The 17655-nt window shown below is 72.7% G+C and carries 11 protein-coding genes and 4 pseudogenes; 5 read left to right on the top strand and 10 right to left on the bottom strand.

Going from position 1 to position 17655, the window contains the following annotated elements; translation table 11 throughout:
* A partial coding sequence (locus ACFWR9_RS16290; RefSeq protein WP_383841798.1) for an SGNH/GDSL hydrolase family protein occupies positions 1–646 on the top strand: 646 nt, incomplete at its 5' end.
* On the opposite strand, the gene ACFWR9_RS16285 is transcribed toward ACFWR9_RS16290, so the two are convergent.
* From ACFWR9_RS16285 to ACFWR9_RS16270, 4 genes and pseudogenes are all read right to left on the bottom strand, one after another.
* Positions 616–2280, bottom strand: a complete 1665-nt coding sequence (locus tag ACFWR9_RS16285; RefSeq protein WP_383841795.1) for a serine/threonine-protein kinase — start codon at positions 2278–2280, stop codon at positions 616–618. The two genes, ACFWR9_RS16290 and ACFWR9_RS16285, sit on opposite strands and share 31 nt — an antisense overlap.
* Before the next feature lie 78 nt (positions 2281–2358).
* The gene (locus ACFWR9_RS16280; RefSeq protein WP_383841792.1) at positions 2359–3837 is read right to left on the bottom strand and encodes a nickel transporter; all 1479 of its coding nucleotides are present in this window, start codon (positions 3835–3837) and stop codon (positions 2359–2361) included.
* Positions 3834–5308: pseudogene (locus ACFWR9_RS16275) on the bottom strand (tetratricopeptide repeat protein). Before ACFWR9_RS16275 ends, ACFWR9_RS16280 begins: the two are co-directional and overlap by 4 nt.
* Before the next feature lie 55 nt (positions 5309–5363).
* Positions 5364–6896, bottom strand: a complete 1533-nt coding sequence (locus ACFWR9_RS16270) for a DUF4331 domain-containing protein (RefSeq protein WP_383841789.1) — start codon at positions 6894–6896, stop codon at positions 5364–5366.
* A 215-nt stretch (positions 6897–7111) separates the two neighbouring features.
* Here ACFWR9_RS16270 and ACFWR9_RS16265 point away from each other — a divergent pair.
* Positions 7112–7322 (top strand): annotated as a pseudogene (locus ACFWR9_RS16265) (sigma factor); the annotation flags it as partial.
* Here the strand turns inward: ACFWR9_RS16265 and ACFWR9_RS16260 are convergent.
* Positions 7323–7666: pseudogene (locus ACFWR9_RS16260) on the bottom strand (dihydrodipicolinate synthase family protein); the annotation flags it as partial. It lies immediately after the preceding pseudogene.
* 378 nt (positions 7667–8044) lie between these two features.
* On the opposite strand from ACFWR9_RS16260, the pseudogene ACFWR9_RS16255 reads away from it, so the two are divergent.
* Positions 8045–8534: pseudogene (locus ACFWR9_RS16255) on the top strand (substrate-binding domain-containing protein); the annotation flags it as partial.
* A gap of 181 nt (positions 8535–8715) precedes the next feature.
* Here the strand turns inward: ACFWR9_RS16255 and ACFWR9_RS16250 are convergent.
* From ACFWR9_RS16250 to ACFWR9_RS16230, 5 genes are read right to left on the bottom strand one after another with little or no spacing between them, the layout of a single operon-like run.
* Positions 8716–11010 (bottom strand): DUF4838 domain-containing protein, encoded by a 2295-nt coding sequence (locus tag ACFWR9_RS16250; RefSeq protein ID WP_383841786.1) that lies wholly within the window; start codon positions 11008–11010, stop codon positions 8716–8718.
* Positions 11007–12065, bottom strand: coding sequence for an aliphatic sulfonate ABC transporter substrate-binding protein (locus ACFWR9_RS16245; RefSeq protein ID WP_383841783.1), 1059 nt, complete (start codon positions 12063–12065; stop codon positions 11007–11009). The genes ACFWR9_RS16250 and ACFWR9_RS16245 overlap by 4 nt, the downstream gene beginning before the upstream one ends.
* On the bottom strand, positions 12062–12844 hold the full coding sequence (locus ACFWR9_RS16240) for an ABC transporter ATP-binding protein (RefSeq protein ID WP_383841780.1): 783 nt from the start codon (positions 12842–12844) through the stop codon (positions 12062–12064). The genes ACFWR9_RS16245 and ACFWR9_RS16240 overlap by 4 nt, the downstream gene beginning before the upstream one ends.
* 3 nt (positions 12845–12847) lie before the next feature.
* Positions 12848–13720, bottom strand: a complete 873-nt coding sequence (locus tag ACFWR9_RS16235) for an ABC transporter permease (RefSeq protein WP_383841777.1) — start codon at positions 13718–13720, stop codon at positions 12848–12850.
* A complete protein-coding gene (locus tag ACFWR9_RS16230) occupies positions 13717–15207 on the bottom strand; it encodes a sulfatase-like hydrolase/transferase (protein WP_383841774.1) in 1491 nt (496 codons plus the stop codon). Before ACFWR9_RS16230 ends, ACFWR9_RS16235 begins: the two co-directional genes overlap by 4 nt.
* 172 nt (positions 15208–15379) lie before the next feature.
* Here ACFWR9_RS16230 and ACFWR9_RS16225 point away from each other — a divergent pair, with 172 nt between their 5' ends.
* Together ACFWR9_RS16225 and ACFWR9_RS16220 are read left to right on the top strand one after the other, a co-directional pair.
* The gene (locus tag ACFWR9_RS16225) at positions 15380–16615 is read left to right on the top strand and encodes an ROK family protein (RefSeq protein WP_383841771.1); all 1236 of its coding nucleotides are present in this window, start codon (positions 15380–15382) and stop codon (positions 16613–16615) included.
* Entirely contained in the window at positions 16612–17592 is a 981-nt protein-coding gene (locus ACFWR9_RS16220; protein ID WP_383841769.1) for a formylglycine-generating enzyme family protein, read from the top strand. Before ACFWR9_RS16225 ends, ACFWR9_RS16220 begins: the two co-directional genes overlap by 4 nt.
* Positions 17593–17655 lie beyond the last annotated feature (63 nt).

Raw genomic sequence — 17655 nt, 5'->3', positions numbered from 1 at the left:
CCACGGCCCCAGCGCCTCCCCCAACCCCTCCCCGCCGGCCCCCCCGACCCACGGGCCGCCCCCCACCCCCCCCCCCCCGGTCGACCACACGGCGGGTTCGGGCGCCCGAACGAGTGAAGTTCTCTCCGGACAACTCGGCCCGCTCTCCACGGCCACCGGCCTCGTCTCGATCAGCGTCGGCGGCAACGACGCGGGCTTCGCCGACGTCATGACGACCTGTGTGCTCCAGTCCGACAGCGCCTGCCTCTCCCGGATCGCCACCGCGAAGGCGTACGTCGACTCGACGCTGCCCGGCAACCTCGACAGCGTCTACTCGGCGATCAGCGGCAAGGCCCCGAACGCCGACGTCGTCGTCATCGGCTACCCGCGCTTCTACAAGCTCGGCACCTCCTGCGTCGGCCTCTCCGAGACCAAGCGGAAGGCGATCAACGACGCCTCCGACCACCTCAACACCGCCATCGCCAAGCGCGCCGCCGACCACGGCTTCACCTTCGGCGACGTCCGCACCACCTTCACCGGTCACGAGCTGTGCTCCGGCGCCTCGTGGCTGCACAGCGTCAACTGGCTGAACATCGGCGAGTCGTACCACCCGACCGCGGCCGGTCAGTCCGGCGGCTACCTGCCGGTCCTCAACGGCGCCGCCTGACCCGAAGCGGAAGCGGAAGAGGAGGGGGAGGCTCCGTCCGTCGGGGTCTCCGTCTCCGTCCCGGTGTCGCAGGTCACGGAGAACGCCACCGCGTTCGACGTGACCCGCACCGGGGACCGCACCTCCACCCGCACGGCGCCCTCGAACGCGCCGCTGTCCTCGCGCGTCGTCACCACGACGGTGTCCTCGTCCGAGCGGTCGCCGTCCGCGGGGAAGGACAGCGTCCGCCACCCCGGGTCGGAGACCGAACCGTCCTCCGTGACCCAGCGATAGCCGACCTCCGCGGGCAGCCGCCCCACCGTGAACGTCGCCGTGAAGGCGGGCGCCCGGTCGCGCGGCGGGGGACAGATGCCCGAGTAGTCGGGGTGCGAGCCCGCCACGGACACCTTCACCGACTGCGGGGGCGTTGCGCTCGCCGAACCGCCGTCCCCGGACTCCGACGCCGGCTCCGACGACGCCGACGGACTCGGCTCGGCACTCTCAATCGGTCCCGTCGCAGTGGCACTGGCCGAAGGGCCCTGGCTGCCCCCCGAGCCCTCCGTCCCGTCACCGCCGTCCGAGCCGTTCAGCAGCCCGTACGTCAGCCCGGCCGCCGCCAGTGCGAGCACGGCCACTCCGGCGATCAGTACGGCACGCGCGCGCCGGTCCCGGTTCGCGGGCGGGCTCGTCCCGGTCGTGCCCGCCGTCGTCGCCGGTCCCGGCAGCGGGGGAGTCGGAGCGGCGTCCGCGTCCTGGCGTCCCGCGACGGTCGGGGCGTACCCGCCCGCCGGCGCCGCGCCGTACGTGCCTCCCTCCGACGCGGGGGTGCCGCCGGCGCCCACGAGCCGCAGTTCCCGCTCGGCGCGGTCGGCCGGGAGCCGCTCGGCCGGGTCCTTGCGCAGCAGCCCGTCGATGACGGGCGCGAGCGCACCCGCCCGGTACGGCGGCGGCAACTCCTCGTCGACGATCGCGCGCAGGGTGCTCAGCGGAGTGTCCTGGCGGAACGGCGAGACGCCCTCGACCGCCGCGTACAGCAGCACGCCCAGCGACCACAGGTCGGACTCGGGACCGGGGGTGCGGCCCAGCGCCCGTTCCGGGGCGAGGAACTCGGGCGAGCCGATGACCTCGCCGGTCATGGTCAGCGCGGAACTGCCCTCGACCCTGGCGATCCCGAAGTCGGTGAGCACCACCCGGCCGTCGTTCGACAGCAGCACGTTGGCCGGCTTCACGTCCCGGTGCAGCACTCCGGCGGCGTGCGCGGCCCGCAGCGCGGCCAGCACCTCGGCACCGATCAGCGCGGCCCGCCCCGGCTCCAACGGGCCCTCGGCGTCCAGCAGGTCGGCCAGGGACAGCCCGCGGACCAGTTCCATCACGATCCAGGGCCGGTCGCCGTCGGTGGCCACGTCGTACACCGTGACGACGTTGTGGTGGGCGACCCGGGCCGCGGCCCACGCCTCGCGCTCCAGCCGGGCGTACATCCGCCGCACGTCGCTCTCCGGCAACCCGGAGGGAGCGCGCACCTCCTTGACGGCGACCTCGCGGTTCAGCACCTCGTCGCGGGCGCGCCACACCGTGCCCATGCCGCCCTCGCCCAGAGGGGACAGGAGACGGTAGCGGCCGGCGATCACGCGCTCACCGCCGGGTTCCTCGAACACCGGCGCCCCCTATGACGTCTCGCGCGGACACGTCCCGGGAACGGGCCCGGGTGTCTGCCGCGTTCTCCCAAAAGTAGCTCAGCCGAGTGCGGATGCCGCCCCCCTGAACACCAATCCGGCCCCGAGGACCACCACCACGCACGCCGATCCGAGCGGGGTGGCCCGGCGCACCATGCCCGCCAGCGGGCCGGACGTCCACCGGGGACGCCGCCGCAGCAGCCGGTCCACGCCACCGCCGAGCCGGACGACCGCGACCCCGGCTGCGGTGAGGGTGAGGGCGAGCCCGAGGCCGTACGCGACCACGAGCAGCAGTCCGAACCAGGCGTGGCCGACGGCGGCGGCCCCCACGAGCACCACCACGGCGGACGGACTGGGCACGAGCCCGCCCGCGAAGCCCAGGAGGATCGTGCCGCGCAGGGTGGGGGAGACGGGGTGGGTGTGGGTGTGCGGACCGTGTTCGTGGGGGTGCCCGTGGTCGTGGTCGTGGTCGTGATGGTGACCGTGCGCGTGGGTGTGGCCGTGCGCCCGGTTGCGCAGTGCGCGGTGTACGAGGCTCGCGCCCGCCAGCGTGACCAGGACGCCGCCGGCGATGCCGAGCCACGCGACGACCGACGGCGTGGCCGCGGAACCCGCGGTGACCAGGAGGCCGAGGGCGACCACGCCCAGGGTGTGGGTGACCGTCACCGAGGCCGCCATCGGGAGGACGTCCTTCAGCCGGGCCCCGCCGCCCCGGGCGGCCGCGGTCGCCGCCATCAGGGTCTTGCCGTGGCCCGGTGCGAGCGCGTGCCCCGCGCCGAGGGCGACCGCGACGACCAGGGCGAGAGCGGCGAAGCCGAGGGTGAGGTTCTGGCGGGCGACCAGGGAGTCCAGCGCGCGGGTCCAGCGGTCCGCGCCGCGGGGCAGGACGGAGGCGGCGGGGGCGCCCTGCCGGTCCCGGTCCAGGGCGGGACCGCCGGGCCGGACCCGCAGCGACGCGCTCGCCGTGTCGGCCGGTGAGGACAGCGACTCCCGCGGATAGCGGGTCAGTTCGCGTGAGGCCGACTCCTCCGGCACGTCCGACGCGGTGAGCGTCGTCCGGTCGCCGCGCGCGGTGACCTCCCGCCAGCCGGGGCCCGCGGAGGCGCCGGCCGCACGGAAGCCGACGCTCACCGCACCGGAGTCGGGCAGCGGTGCCGTGAACCGGCACTCAAGACGCAGGGTGTCGAGCCCGGCCTGCCCCGGCCGCACGCGCACGCCGCTGTGCCGGGCGGTGAGGGCGACGCCGCGGCCGTCGACGGTGAGCCGGCTGTCGAGCGCCGCCCGCTCGCAGCGCCGCCGGGCCCACTCGGCCGGGCCGAGCCGCTCCACGTCGGGGCCCGCCTGGGTCGCCGGGATCTCGGCGAGGTCCTCGACGTGGTCGACGCGCAGTTGACCGGGGGCGGCGATCAGACCGTCGTAGCGGTTGACGGTGAAGTTGCCGAGCGGATGCGCGCTCGCGCCCGCCGGGGCGAGGAGGACCAGGGCGCACGCGGCGGTGAGGGCGGCGGCGCCGCGCGCGAGGAGACCGCGGGGAGTCAACGGGCCGCCTCCAGTTCCTTCAGCGCCCTGCGCGCCTCGCGAGCACCCAGCGGGGAGAAGCCCGGGTCGAGGCCGAGCGCCGCCGACAGATGGCGGCGCGCGTCCCCGTCCCGTCCCACGGCGCGCTCGATCACGCCCAGGTGGTAGAGGAACGCGGCGTCGCGGTACCCCGTGGCGACGGCCCTGCGGGCGTACGGCAGCGCCTCCCGGTCACGGCCGTTGACGTGCAGGGCCCAGGCGAGGGCGTCCGCCGTGTGCACGGTGCGGCGGCGGTCCCACTCGGCGCGGGCCGCGCGCAGGGCGGCCTTCGGGTCGCCGTGGTCGGCGGCGGCGAGGGCGGTGTCCAGGTCGGCTTCGACGCCGCCGGCCCGGGCGAGCGCCGTCCACGCGTCGACGAGGGCGTACTGCTCACGGGCCTTCGCCGGTTCGCCGCGCACCTCGTACAGTTCGCCGAGCGCGACGAGCGGACCGGGCAGCGGGGCCCGGGCGACCACCCGCTCCAGGTCCCCGACCGCACCGTCCCCATCGCCGCTCGCGGCCCTGGCCCTGGCCCTGCCCTCCAGGGCGGGCAGGTACGCGTCGTCGGCGGCGAGGGCGCGGGCGTAGTGGCGCAGGGCGGTCGGATGGTCGCCCTGTCTGCGGGCGAGGTGGCCCAACTGCGCGGCGACGTAGGCCACGTCGGCGGGGGAGGAGGCGCCGGCGAGCGCCCGCTCCAGCACCTTCCGCGCGGTGTCCGTCTCGCCGCGCAGTTCGCGGACGTACGCGTACCGGGTGAAGACGGGGACGCCGGGGCGCCGGGTGTCGGCGGTGTCGGCGGCCCGGGCCGCGTCGTCGTAGCGGCCCAGTTCGACGAGGGCGTCGACACGGGAGCACAGGGCCCGCTCGTTGTAGGGTTCGCCGCCAGCGCGCGGTCGGCGTACGTCAGCGCCGTGCCGAAGTCGTGCCGGGCGGCGGCGAGAGCGGCGCGGCCCGACAGCGCGCGGTCGTTGCCCGGCTTCAGCTCCAGGGACCGCTTCAGCGCCCGCTCGGCCCGTGGGTAGCGGGAGGGGTCGACGTCGGTGCGGGCCAGCTCGACGTGGGCCAGCCCGAGGGACGCCCAGCCCTCGAAGTCGCGCGGCTGGGCCCGGAGCCGGGCCTCCAGCGCGGGAATCCCCACGTCGGGCCCGGCGTCGCGCACTGTCCCCGGCCGGCCCGCGGGTGCGCCGCCCGGCACGACACCGGCACCCTCCCGCGCGCCGCCGACCGCGACGGCCCCCGCGCTGAGGGCCACGGCCAGCAGGACCGCGCACCCGGTGACCTGGAGCCCCCGCCACCGTCGCGCCGCCGCCGCGAACCGCCGCACGGCGACGACCCGCGCCTCGTACTTTCCCGCGTCGGCCGGGCGTGGAGTGGCGGCGGCCGGGCGTGGAGTGGCGTCGGCCGGGTCGGGTGGCTCGCTCCGTGCCTCGTTGTCGTTGCCGTGCGAGGACATGCCTCTCCTCAGGTCGGGCCGTCTGGGTGAAGGGTGCGGGAAGCGGCGCGGCCGGTCAGTACGCCCGGCCCCGCATGCGGCGCCACCAGGCCACCGCGCCGCCGATCAGCAGGATGCCGACGGCCCCCGCCCCCGCCGAGGCGGCGATGAGGGTCGTATTGCCGGAGCCCGCCGGGCGCAGCGCGTCACCCAGCTGGTTGCGCACGTCGTTGCCGCCGCCCGTGCCGTCGGCGAGCGGACCGCGCGAACCCTCCGTCGGGTTCGCCACGTACGGGAAGGCGGCCCCGAACTCCTTGTCGTTGGCGTCGACCGCGTCGCCCAGGTCGTTCGCGGCACCCACCAGCTCGCCCTCGACGACCTGGAGCGCGGCGTCGATCACGTCGTCGGTCAGCCGGCGTCCGTTGGGGAAGCCCGCGTTGTCGCCGTCGAGGACGCCGAGGCGCTTGGGCTCGGCGGCCGGTTCGACCGAGGTGTTGAGGCGCAGCTGCTCCGAGGGCGTGACGTGGGGCGGCTGGTTGAGGTCCGGCACGCCCTTGAGGAACACGTCCACGAGGTCGTCGCGGGGCTCGGCCGGTGCCTTGATGTCGTAGATCGCCTCGATGAGCTTCGGCAGTTCGGGGTTGGTGACGTTCTGGAGGAACTGCGCGTCGTCCGCCGGCGCGGACGCGTTGAAGGTGTCCTTGTCCTTCAGCGGGTTGACCACCTCGTTCACCAGGGGGTTCCCGAGCCGGGACACCTGCGTGAACTCTCCCTGGGCGTTCTCGCGCCGGGTCGTCGACCAGATGCCGACCACCGGCTGCTCCGCCGACTCCACGATCATGTCGGTCGGGACCTGGAGAGCGATCGAGTTGACGTTGTAGCCCTCGAGGGTGTCGTTGCCGACCTCCGACAGGTTCCCGCCGTACAGCAGGTCGAAGACCCGCAGGTCCAGGAAGAACGGGTCGTCGGCCTGACCGGCGAACGTCTTCGTCCCGTCGTCCAGTTCGTGGACGGCCTGGTCGCGCAGCGCGCCGTAGTCCGGCATCGACGCCTTGCCGACGTTCGACGGCGCCACCGGCACCTCGTGCGCGATCGTCGTCCGGGACGCCTCCTTCCCGCCGTGCAGTTTGATCAGCTCGATGTCGTAGGTCTGCGTGATGTTGAGATCCGGGTCGTCGAGGCTGGTGACGGTGCCCGTGTTGTAGAGGAACGACTTGTCGTTCTTCGTGTGCGTGGTGAACGTGTACCGGAACAGCAGGTCGCCCAGCGCGTCGCCGTCGTTGTCGACGTGCAGGTCGTACTGGGCGTCCTCGGCGAAGGTGAAGAAGTTCGGCCCGCCGGCCGGTTCCTCGAACGGGATCCAGTTCGCGACGAGCGTCGTGGTGTCCGGCCGGTCCGGGCTCACGAAGGCGTACAGATCCGTGTTGTCGTACTGCGGGGTCCCCGATATCAGCGGCGCCTCCCGGTGGCTGGAGGCGGACGCCGCCTGTGGTTCCAGCGCGGTCACGCCGGCCGCGGTGAGGCCCCCGGCGGCCAGCGCGCCACAGACCAGCGTGGCCAAGCGCCGGCGACCCGTGTCGATTCCGGAGATACCGGAGAAAGGTGTCATGCGGTCCGTCCTCTGTGCCCGAGTGCCGAGTTACCTGACGCACCGCCATTCGGAGCGCCCCCGGGGCCGGATTGGTCCGGGCCCGGATCCGATTCCGTCCCCGGCCGACTGGCGTTTTCGGGCCGCCGATCCGTAACTCCTGTGAAGGGCGTGCCGCCGTGCGCGCCCTCGCTGACGCGGACGGGCCGGGTGCGGCCCGCGGAGAGGGGGACGGGGTGGAGGCGGACGAGCTGCTGACGCTCGTGGCGGACGGCGACCAGAAGGCCTTCGAGGAGCTGTACGGGCTGGTCTCGGGGCCGGTCTTCGGGCTCGTACGGCGGGTGGTGCGCGACCCCGCCCAGTCGGAGGAGGTCGCGCAGGAGGTGCTGCTCGAACTCTGGCGGTCCGCGGCGCGGTTCGACCCCCCCCCCCCGCGCGGGCCCGCGCCGGGCCCTTGCGCGTACGCACAGGTGCCGAAGCGTCCGCGCTCAGGGCGGCCGCCCTCCTCGCGTGGACCTCGACGCGGGCGGTCGTGGTGTCGATGACCCCGGCGAGCACCGGTACGCGGCCGTCGACGGCGTTGACGACGAACTCCGGTACGGCGGCTCGCTGATCGTCGGTGAGGTAGGCGATTTCGCTGGGCGAGCCGAGGGCGAAGAGCCGTGCACCCCTCCGTCGACCAGCTGGTCCACCAGGCGGGAGAGCGAGGCGGTGTCGACCTCGCCCGAGGGAAGCAGCGGGGTGCGGACGGGCGGGACGACTCCGCGCAGGGGGCGGTCAGCGGCATGGATGTTCTCCAGAGGAGGCACGCCTCGGTAAGGACCGGACTCGGATCGGATCGAGTGGAACCGAGATCGGAAGCCGACCGCTCAAGACCGGAGGGGTGTGCGCCGGCCGGGCCGCGACGGTGTTTGCGCCGCCTGCGGGTGGTACGGGCGCTTCAGGGGCTGTGTTCCGCGCCCAGGGAGGGCGGACGGTCGGGCGGTTGCCGCCGCCCGCCCCGCGATCGGCGGATCAGGCAGGTTCGGCCTGGGTGCGGGCCCGTGCGATGCGGCGTCGGACCCGGCGCGATGTCCCGGTGGGCGACGAACGTGGTGGTCTCGTCGTCATGGGTGACGCCTTGCAGGGGCGGGGCGACGAGCAGGCCGTGGAAGGCGCGGTCGGCCGCGATCGAGCTGTGCCACGAGACCGTCTGGTACGTCGCTGGGCCCGAGGAGGGACTCGAAGCCGCCAGTCGCCGCGTCGGATGGCGCGACACCCTGGACGCGGCTGGGCTGTGGCGCCGGTGCCGGTGGTCGACTGGACACCCACGTCCGGGTACCGCAACGGCCTGCTGGGCAAGATCCCCGACGTCACCGCCCTGTTCGTGGCGAGCGACGAGATGGCGTGCGGCGTGATCCGTGCCCTGCACGAGCTCGGCCGGACGGTGCCGGAGGACATCTCCGTCGTCGGTGTGGACGACATCGCGCCGGCCGAGTACTGCTCGCCCTCGCTGACACGCTCGCCCAGCCGTTCGCCGTGATGGGCGCTCTCGTGGTCGCTCACCTGCTGAGGCACAACGAGGATCAGGGCGCGGCGCCGGAACCTGCTTCTGTCGCCACGCTGGTCGTCCGCGCCGGCACGGCGTCAGTCGGTGCCCGGGCACGACGGCGGTTCTGAGCACTTCGCTGGAGTAGCTCCTCCTCCGTGTCGGTCGGCGCGAGGGGCGTGACCTGGGTGCCCGTGGCGGTGGGCTTCGCCTCCGCGTGGGCGGATGCGATCGGCGCCGCGTCCCCAGGATCACAGCGACGGATCACAGCGACGGCGGTCGCTGCCGGTGCAGGAGTCGTTCACAGGCTCCTCATGAGCTGCCTTCCTCGCCTGCCGCCGCTCCGGACGTCTGGGCGACCGTGACCCCCACGTGCGCCGGCGTCAGCTCCGTGCCGTCCGTCAGGCGGAAGTCGAGGGTGATCCAGTGCTCTCCCGGCAGCGCGGAGGTCGCGGTGACGGCGACGTCCGCCGACGCCCCCCGGGTCCTCGCCACGGAGAGTGTGCCGCCTGACGGCTCCAGCCGGATGCCTTCGGGCGCCGCGGCTGTCCAGAGCACGGTGTGGCCCCTGAAGTCCACGTCCTGGACCTCGACCGTGAGCTTCACCGGATCGCCGCCGGCCGTCAGTTCCAGCGTGCCGGGATCGCCGAATCCGGCGGCCGCACTGCGATAGTTGTCCGCGACCTCCGTCCGCGTGCGCGCGTCGCCGTACGGCAGTGAGCCGCCGTTCCACCGCCGTTGGGCCTGGACGTTCGGCAGGCAGACGCCGTTGAAACGGTTCCGGAGCATCAGCGCCCGGTACTCCTGACGGGCGGCCCGCTGTTCGGGACTGCCCGCCTGCTGGAGCCCGACGCGCATGTCGGCGAGGGCGACGTCGGCGTTGCGGACAAGCCGGTCGATCACGGTCGCGGCGGCCGGCCCGGAGGCACGGCCGGCGGCTTCCCGGAGAGCCGCACGGGCCTGGTCGTAGCTGTCGTGCAGCTTGGCCTGGCCGACGGTGTCGGGGTCGAAGCGGGTGAGGTCGTAGTAGCGGCGCATCGCGGGCACGGCCGCCGCGCCGAAGCGCGCCCGCAGATAGCCGTCGAGATAGGCGTCGCCGTCCATAGTGGGGTCCCAGGCCAGGGCGGCGACCAGGTTCTGCACGTGCTCGTAGGTGATCCAGTCGCCCGGCTCGGAGTACATGCCGATGCCGTCCAGTCCCAGGCCGGCCTCGAAAGAGACGTCGCCTGCGATGGTCGCGAGCGGGTGTACGGGCAGACTGCGCCAGCGGTAGCGCCGGTAGTACTCGTACATCACCAGCGAGCCGCGATGACTCGCCCGCCAGGCGCGCAGCGCCTCGGCCTGGCCGACGTTGGCCGCCACGTCCGGAGCGTCGAGCGGCCCGCTGTAGTTGCGGCTGTACGGGGCGAAGTCGACGACGACCTCGGGGTCGGTGGCGTATTCAGGGTCCGGTGGCTTGAGTGTCGAGGCGTAGGCGATGCGCTCCACGCGGACGCCGGGCAGTTTCTCGCGCAGGACCTCGGCCAGCTTGTTGACGACCACGGACTCGGCGTTGGAGGCGGTGCCGTACCGGTCGAGGATCGGCTTCTGGAACTGCCAGACGTCCGGCGGCCAGCAGTCGAAGACGGTGATCTCCGGGCGTGCCGTCAGGAATGCGACGACCTGGCTGACGTAGGCGTCGAGCGCCTCGGGGTTGTAGACGTCGAAGAGCGGGCCGCCGGACTCGTAGTACTGCGGATACTCCGCCTTGGGCAGGAAGCTGTCGTACCCGTGGCCGCCGGACTCGATCCGGATGCCACGTTTTGCCGCCTCGCGGGCGAGGACGGGGCGAACCAGGTCGTAGGCGGTGACGCCGAGGCCCAGGTAGTCGGTCGGGTAGACGAAGGTGTTGAGGCGGTTCTTGGCCATCCAGTCCAGGAGCGGGGGCAGGGTGGCGTCGTTGTGGCTGTAGCCCTCCTCCGCGTACTGGCGGCGCAGGTCCCAGGCGGGCCGGTCGACCAGGCGCAGTGGCCCGAGGGTGAGTTGCTCGCGGCGCGGTACGTACTCGTGGTGCCCCTCGTAGGCGGGGAAGGCAGGGGCGAAGTAGCGCACGCCGAGGAGTTCCAGAAGGGCGTACACGGCGTACAGGGATGCGCGGTCGCCGAGGCCGGTGAGGACGACGTACTCGTCGTCGCCGCGGACGGCGAAGGAGTCCTCGGGGGCGCCGGCGAGTTCCCGGGCGGCGGTCAGGAGCCGGTGGGCGGGGAGCGTGTGCGCCCGTCCGGTGCCCGGACGCAGGGCCACGAAGCCGGTCACGCCCTCGGGCATGTCCTTGCCGGGGGCGAGGCGGCCGGCGCGCAGGGGCAGCCGCACTCCGGTGATCTTCTGGATGTAGTCACGCAGTTCGGCGGCGGCGTACTCGGTGCCGCCCCCGCCCTGCCACAGGACGGTGGCTCTGGCCCGCCCGCCCCGGACCACGGGAAGTCCGACGCCCGATGTGTCCACCGTGGCCCCTGCGGAAGCGGTATGTCCGGTAGCGGTCTGTGCGGAGGCCGGCTGCGGGAGGGCCACCGCCGTGGCCAGCCCGGCCGCTCCCGCGAGGAATCCGCGTCGTCTGGTGCCGTTCATGTACGGTCCGTCCTTCCGGCCGATGCGTACAGGTCGCTGAGGTAGTAGTCGGTGCTCTTCCCGGGCTCGGGCAGCTTGTTCATCTCCACGAAGATGTCGGCCAGCCGGTCGAACCAGCCGCCGACCGTGCCGTCCTGGCTGAGCCTGGTCAGTTCGGAGGAGGGCAGGATCTTGACGTGCTTCGTGGAGCCCGTGAGCCGGTCGGCGGGAAGGCCGAGGAAGTCGGCGGTGATCTTCTCCGACTCCTCGGGGTTCTTCGCGATCCAGTCGCCGGACTCCTTCAGCACGCCGACGACCTTCTTGACGAGCTCGGGGTTCTCACGGGCCAGTTCGGGCCGGGTCACGAAGACGTTGGGGAAGGTCAGCTTCGGGTAGTAGTCCTTGGTCTCGCTGACCTCCACCAGATCCGGCACCCTTTCCTTGATGGTGTCGATGAGCGGGTACCAGGTGGCGGCGGCGTCGACCTGGCCTGAGGAGAAGGCCGTGACGACCGTGGAGGCGTCCATGGCGACCTTCGTGACGTCGTCCGGCTTCAGCCCGGCCTCGCGCAGGGCGAGGTTGAGGATCATCTCGCCCGAGGTGCCTTCGGCGACGGCCACCTTCCGGCCCTTGAGGTCGGCCGGCTCGTGGATCCCGGTGTCCGGGCGGGCGATGACCCGGTCGGCGAGGCCCAGCATGTTGACGGAGACGATGGAGGCCTTCCCGGACGCGGGCAGCCACAGGGCGCCCGGGCCGAGGTAGCCGAACTCCAGGTCGCCGGAGCGGAGGGCCTGCACCTGGAGGGGGCCGTTCGTGAAGACCTGCAGCTCGGGTTCGAGGCCCGTCTTCTTCCACAGCCCCTGCTTCTCGGCGACGGCGAGGGCGGCGGCGCCGCTGTAGTCGGCCGTGTAACCGAAGGTGATGGTGCCCTTCCCGTCGCCGGACGCGGCCGCGGACGAGTCGTCACCGCCGCAGCCGGTGGCGGTCAGGACGAGCGTCAGGGCCAGGAACAGGCCGGTGACGGCGCGGAGAGTGCCGCGCGGTGTCGTTCGGAGGTGTGTCCGGCGTCTCGTCACGAGGCGATCCCTTCGGGGGAAGCCGGCTGATGGTGAACGGCGCTCCACACCTGGGCGCGCAGCTCGGCGAAGGCGGGGGAGAGCCGCTGCTCCTCGGTGCGCGGGTACGGCAGACCGACGGGGATGATCCGGTGGACGCGGCCGGGGCGGGCCGCCATGACGACGACGCGGCCCGCGAGGAAGACCGCCTCGTCGACGTCGTGGGTGATGAACATGACGGTGCGCCGGTCCCTGCTCCACGTCTCGAGCAGTGACTCTTGCATCCGGACCCGGGTCAGGGAGTCCAGCGCCCCGAAGGGCTCGTCCATGAGGAGGATCTTCGGGTCGACGGCGTAGGCGCGGGCGATGGCACACCGCTGCTTCATCCCGCCGGACAGGGTCTTGGGCAGGGCGTCGGCGAAGTCGCCGAGCCCGACGAGGTCGATGACCTCGCGCGCCCTGCGGCGTCGCTCCGCCCTGGCCACGCCCCTTACCTTGAGCCCGTACTCGATGTTCGCGGCGACGGTCATCCAGGGGAAGAGGGCGTACTGCTGGAAGATGACGCCGCGTTCGGGCGCGGGGCCGCGCACGGGCTCGCCGTCGACGGTGACTTCACCGCCGGTCGCCTCCTGCAGACCGGCCGCGATGTTCAGCAGGGTGCTCTTGCCGCAGCCGGAGGGGCCGACGACGGTGACGAACTCGCCGTCCGCGATGTCGAGGCCGACCCGGTCCAGGGCCAGGAAGTCGCCGCCCTTCACCGGGAAGCGACGGGTCACCTCACGGAAGGTGATGGTGGGCACGGGCTACCTCCGCTCCTGCCAGTGGGTCAGCCGTCGCTCGGTCAGGAGCAGCAGGCGATCCATGACGAGTCCGATGGTTCCGATGGCGATCAGCTGCACGAAGATGGTGGGCAGGTCGTAGTAGAGCTGCGCCTGCTGCATGCGGAATCCCAGTCCGCCCTGGGCGGCGATCAGTTCGGCCGCGACCACGGTGGCCCAGGAGGCGCCGAGGCCGATCCGCATGCCGACCAGGATGAAGGGGGTCGAGGCGGGGACGACGACGCCGAGGAAGATCCGGCCGTCCCGTGCACCCAGCACGCGGGCGGCGTTGACGAGGGTCACGTCGACCGCGACGACCCCCTGGAAGGTGGAGACGACGCAGGACAGGAACGAGGCCAGGAAGATGACGAAGACCTTCGGGGTCTCGCCGATGCCCATGAGGACGATGGCCAGCGGGATGATCGCCAGTGGCGGCACCATGCGGAAGAACTGGAGCCAGGGTTCCACCAGTCGGCGGACGACCGGGTACCAGCCCATGACGAAGCCCACGGGGACGGCGAGCGCGACCCCGAGCACGTAGCCCGTGAGCACGCGTTTCAGGCTGGCACCGGCATCGTCGAGGAGCGTGCCCTCGCGGATCATCTCGCCCGCGCGCCGGGCCACTTCGAGCGGTCCGGGGAAGTCGTCGATGCCGCTGTGCGCGAGCAGGACCCAGACCAGCGGCCCGAGGACCGCGGAGAGGAGACCGAGGAGCACCCCGCCGAGACGGCCCTCGCCGCGACCGCGCGACTGCTCGTCGCGCGGTGTCCCGCGCCGGGGTGCCCGCGGTCCGTCGGCGCCCGAAGTGCCGGTGTCACCGGGCGGGGCCGGTGCGCCGACGGCCAGGTCTTCCTTCATGACACCTCCGCCGCCACGCCGTCGACGTCCGGGGCGCGCCCGCCGCCGATGTCGGACATGTAGCTCATCCAGGTGTAGGCGGGATCGCCGCGGCGCAGCAGTTCGCGGTAGAGCCGGTCGGTGAGGTCGCGGCGCACGCCGGCGTGGGCAGGGGACTCGTACACGTTGTGCAGTTCGTGCGGGTCCGTCTCCAGGTCGTACAGCTCGTGCACGCTCTCCGGGTTGAAGACCAGTTTGTGGCGCCGGTCGCGGATCATGCGCTGGGAGTACGGGAAGTGGTGGCCGTGGAACTCCGCCACGACCTGGTCGCGGGTGCCCCACGGGGCCGGTTCGCCGTTCAGCAGCTGCAGCAGGCTCCGGCCGTCGCACTGTTCGGGGACGGGGATGCCGGCCAGGTCGAGGATCGTGGGGTTGAGGTCGATCAGGGTGGCGAAGTCGTCGGAGACCTGGGCGGGGGCGCCGGGGACGCGGGCGAGGGTGGGGATGCGGTAGATGTCCTCGTACATGGCCGGGCCCTTGTCGTTGAGCCGGTGGGCGCCGGTGAACTCGCCGTGGTCGGCGGTGAAGAAGACGGCTGTGTCGTCCCACAGGCCGTGGCGTCGCAGGGCTTCGAGGAGTCGGCCGACCTGGTGGTCGATCATGGTGACGTAGCCCCAGTAGACGGCGATGAGTTTGCGCCAGGCGTCCGCGTCGAAGTCGTCCGAGGACCAGTACTCGCAGTAGCGGCGCTGGACGTCCGGCTTGCCGTCGAACGTCTCGGCCATGGAGGCCGGCAGCGGCACCGACGCCGGGTCGTACAGGTCGTAGTACTCGTCGGGGATCAGGTAGGGCAGGTGCGGCCCGTACCAGTGGCAGGAGAGCATGAACGGCGTGCCGTCCGCCTTCCACCGGCCGGCGTAGCCGTCGAGCAGTTCCAGGGTGCGCTCGGTGAGGAAGGCCTCGAGGGTGGCCTCGGGGGGCTGCTGGAGCCGGCCGGCGATGAGGTGGCCGCGGCCGGTGCCGTTGGCGGCGGTGCCGAGGACGGGCTCGCGGACCGCGAAGGGCGGGAAGCCGTTGTCCTCCAGCCACTTCGTGTACGAGGGGTGGTGGAAAGGGTTGAGCGCGCCCGGGAGGTGCTCGCCGTCCAGGCCGTAGAACTCGGGGCCGCGTTCCCGGCCGATGTGCCACTTGCCGACATGGCCCACCCGGTAGCCGTGCTCCATGAGCCGGCTCATGAACATCGGGTGGGAGTCGTCCAGTTCGTCGCGGCTGCCACCGTTGCGTTCGGGGTTCACCAACAGGCCATGACGGAAGGGGTGGAGACCCGTGGCGAGGGAGGCGCGGGCCGGGGTGCAGATGGCTGTGGGGGTGTAGAAGCGGTCGAACCGCGTTCCCTCAGCAGCCAGCGCGTCGAGAGCCGGAGTGCGGACCAGGGGATTCCCGTAGCAGCCGAGCGTGTCCACACGGTGCTGATCGGTCATCAGGAACAGGACATTGCGGGGAGCCACAGGACATGTGCCTTTCGTTTGTGTGCGCTCGCGTTGCCTTCTGTTGCCGAGTGACGGGAACCGTAGGGACGCGGCGCCTTTAAGTCAACCCTTCGGAATAAAGTGCCTGGAGCCAACGGCCTTATTTATCCCAGGCATTGACATAAATAGTCGCGCGGCTGACCATGCGTCCATGTCTGAACGTCCCGACGCCCTCCAGCGGCTGCGAGGTGCCCACGAGGCCGTCGTACTCGGTGAGCTCCGCCGCTCGGGTGCGCTGAGCCGCAGTGAACTGATGCGCCGTGTCGGACTGTCCCGCACCACGCTGTTCGCGATCGTGTCCGACCTGCTGCAGCGGGAGGCCGTCGTCGAGCAGACGGCCGCGGCACAGCAGCGTGGACGCGGTCGCCCGCCGACGGAGATCACGCTCAACCCCCGCGGAGCCGAGCTGATCGGCATCGAGCTCCAGCGCAACCGGACGCACATCGTCGTCGTCAATTCCGCCCATGAGATCGTGGGCCGGCACCGTGCACCGGTCCCGGGCGAGGCGGGACCCGCGGAACGGGTGGACGCGATTACCGGGGCCGTCGGTGAACTCCTGCGGGAGCGGCGGATCGCTCTCGCCCCCCTCCAGGGCATCGGGCTGGGCTTGCCCGGCTTCGTCCAGGACCCGGCCTCCGCCGACCCGCGCTCCATGACCCCGTTCGCGGCGCGCATCGCCGCGGCGCTGGAACGGCACTTCCACGCCCCGGTCGTCGTGGACAACAACGCGCGCCTGGCCGCCCTCGCCGAGGTCACCTGGGGCGCGGCGCGCGGCCACGACAACGCCGTTTACCTGCGCTGGTCCGACGGGGTGGGCGGCGGGCTGGTGACCGACGGACGTCTGGTGCGCGGCGCCCACGGCACCGCCGGCGAGATCGGCCACACCAGCTGCGATCCCGGAGGGCCGCCGTGCCATTGCGGAGGCCGCGGCTGCCTGGAGGCCGAGATCCGGCTGCCGGCGCTGCTGACCCGGTGCGCCGAGCGGGGGGTGAGGGTCCGGGACGCGGACGAACTGCTGTCCCTCGCCGAGTCCGGCGAGGAGACCGTGAGGACCGTACTGCGCGAAGCCGCCGCTCTGGCCGGCCGGGTCCTCGCCGCACTCGCCGCCCACACCGATCCGGAGTGCATCATGATCGACGGAGAACCGGCCGCCTTGGAGGACCCCGTCCTGACGACGATCCGGGAACAGGTCCGCACACTCTCGCTGCCGACCGCACCCCGCGACATCACCGTCTGCCGCGCGGCGTTGGGCGCGGACGCCGCCGCACGCGGTGCCGTGGCCCTGCTGCTGCACTCGCACGGCCAGGACCTCGAGCGGCTGATGCCGCGGCCCGCACCAGGGTTCGCGGCCTCTGCCGTGCCCGCCGCCGAGGGAGGACGACGGTGAACGGCTGTTGCGGTCCGGCCCGGGAGACGGCCGCGGGTGCCGACACCGCCCCTGGAACCGTCGCGCCCGAGACGGACTTCGAGATCCCCGTGCGGAGCCGCAGCGACCTGCTGCGCGGTATGGCCGCCGTCCCCGGCGGTCCGTTCCTGATGGGCGGGGACGACGAGGACGCCTTCCCCGCCGACGGGGAGGGCCCGGTGCGAGAGGTGTTCGTCAGCCCCTTTCATATCGACACCACCTGTGTGACCAACACCCGCTTCGCCGTCTTCGTCAAGTCCACCGGGTATCGCACCGAGGCCGAGACCATCGGCTGGTCCTACGTCTTCGGCGCGTTCGTGCCTCCGAGGGCACGGCACGCAGTGCTGCCCGGCAGGGTTCCCGGCGCACCGTGGTGGCGGGCCGTCGAGGGAGCCTGCTGGCGCGCTCCCGAGGGACCCGGGTCCTCCATCGGAGACCGGGGCAACCACCCCGTGGTCCACGTGTCGTGGAACGACGCCACCGCTTACGCCACTTGGGCCGGCAAGCGGCTGCCCACCGAGGCCGAGTGGGAGAAGGCCGCGCGCGGTGGACTCGCGCGGGCCCGCTTCCCGTGGGGAGACGAACTGACCCCGCGCGGTCGACACCGCTGCAATATCTGGCAGGGTGACTTCCCGGTGCGCAACACGTGCGAGGACGGCTTCGTGGGCACCGCCCCTGCGAACGCCTTCGCCCCCAACGGCTACGGGCTCCACAACACCTCGGGCAACGTCTGGGAATGGTGCGCCGACCGCTTCGGCGCCGACTGGCACGCCACCGACCTGCCGGAGACCCGCGTCGACCCGGTCGGACCGCCGGACGGGAAGGTCCGGGTGCTGCGGGGCGGCTCCTATCTCTGCCACCGGTCCTACTGCAACCGCTACCGCGTGGCGGCCCGTACCTCGAACACGCCGGACAGCGCCACCGGACACACCGGCTTCCGCTGCGCCGTCCCGGGCTGAAGCCGACACACAAGTCCCCTTTCATGAGAGGCGGTCACCCCTCCACACCTGGTCGACGTTCCC

The organism is Streptomyces sp. NPDC058534 (genome assembly GCF_042717365.1).
Lineage (GTDB): Bacteria > Actinomycetota > Actinomycetes > Streptomycetales > Streptomycetaceae > Streptomyces.
This window is presented reverse-complemented; position numbering and strand designations above follow the sequence as displayed.

What these genes read in the sequence shown, in the direction of transcription:
- ACFWR9_RS16235 (WP_383841777.1), bottom strand. Translation starts at nt 13,720, where the DNA reads ATGAAGGAAGACCTGGCCGTCGGCGCACCGGCCCCGCCCGGTGACACC.
- ACFWR9_RS16270 (WP_383841789.1), bottom strand. Translation starts at nt 6,896, where the DNA reads ATGACACCTTTCTCCGGTATCTCCGGAATCGACACGGGTCGCCGGCGC.
- ACFWR9_RS16250 (WP_383841786.1), bottom strand. Translation starts at nt 11,010, where the DNA reads ATGAACGGCACCAGACGACGCGGATTCCTCGCGGGAGCGGCCGGGCTG.
- ACFWR9_RS16225 (WP_383841771.1), top strand. Translation starts at nt 15,380, where the DNA reads ATGTCTGAACGTCCCGACGCCCTCCAGCGGCTGCGAGGTGCCCACGAG.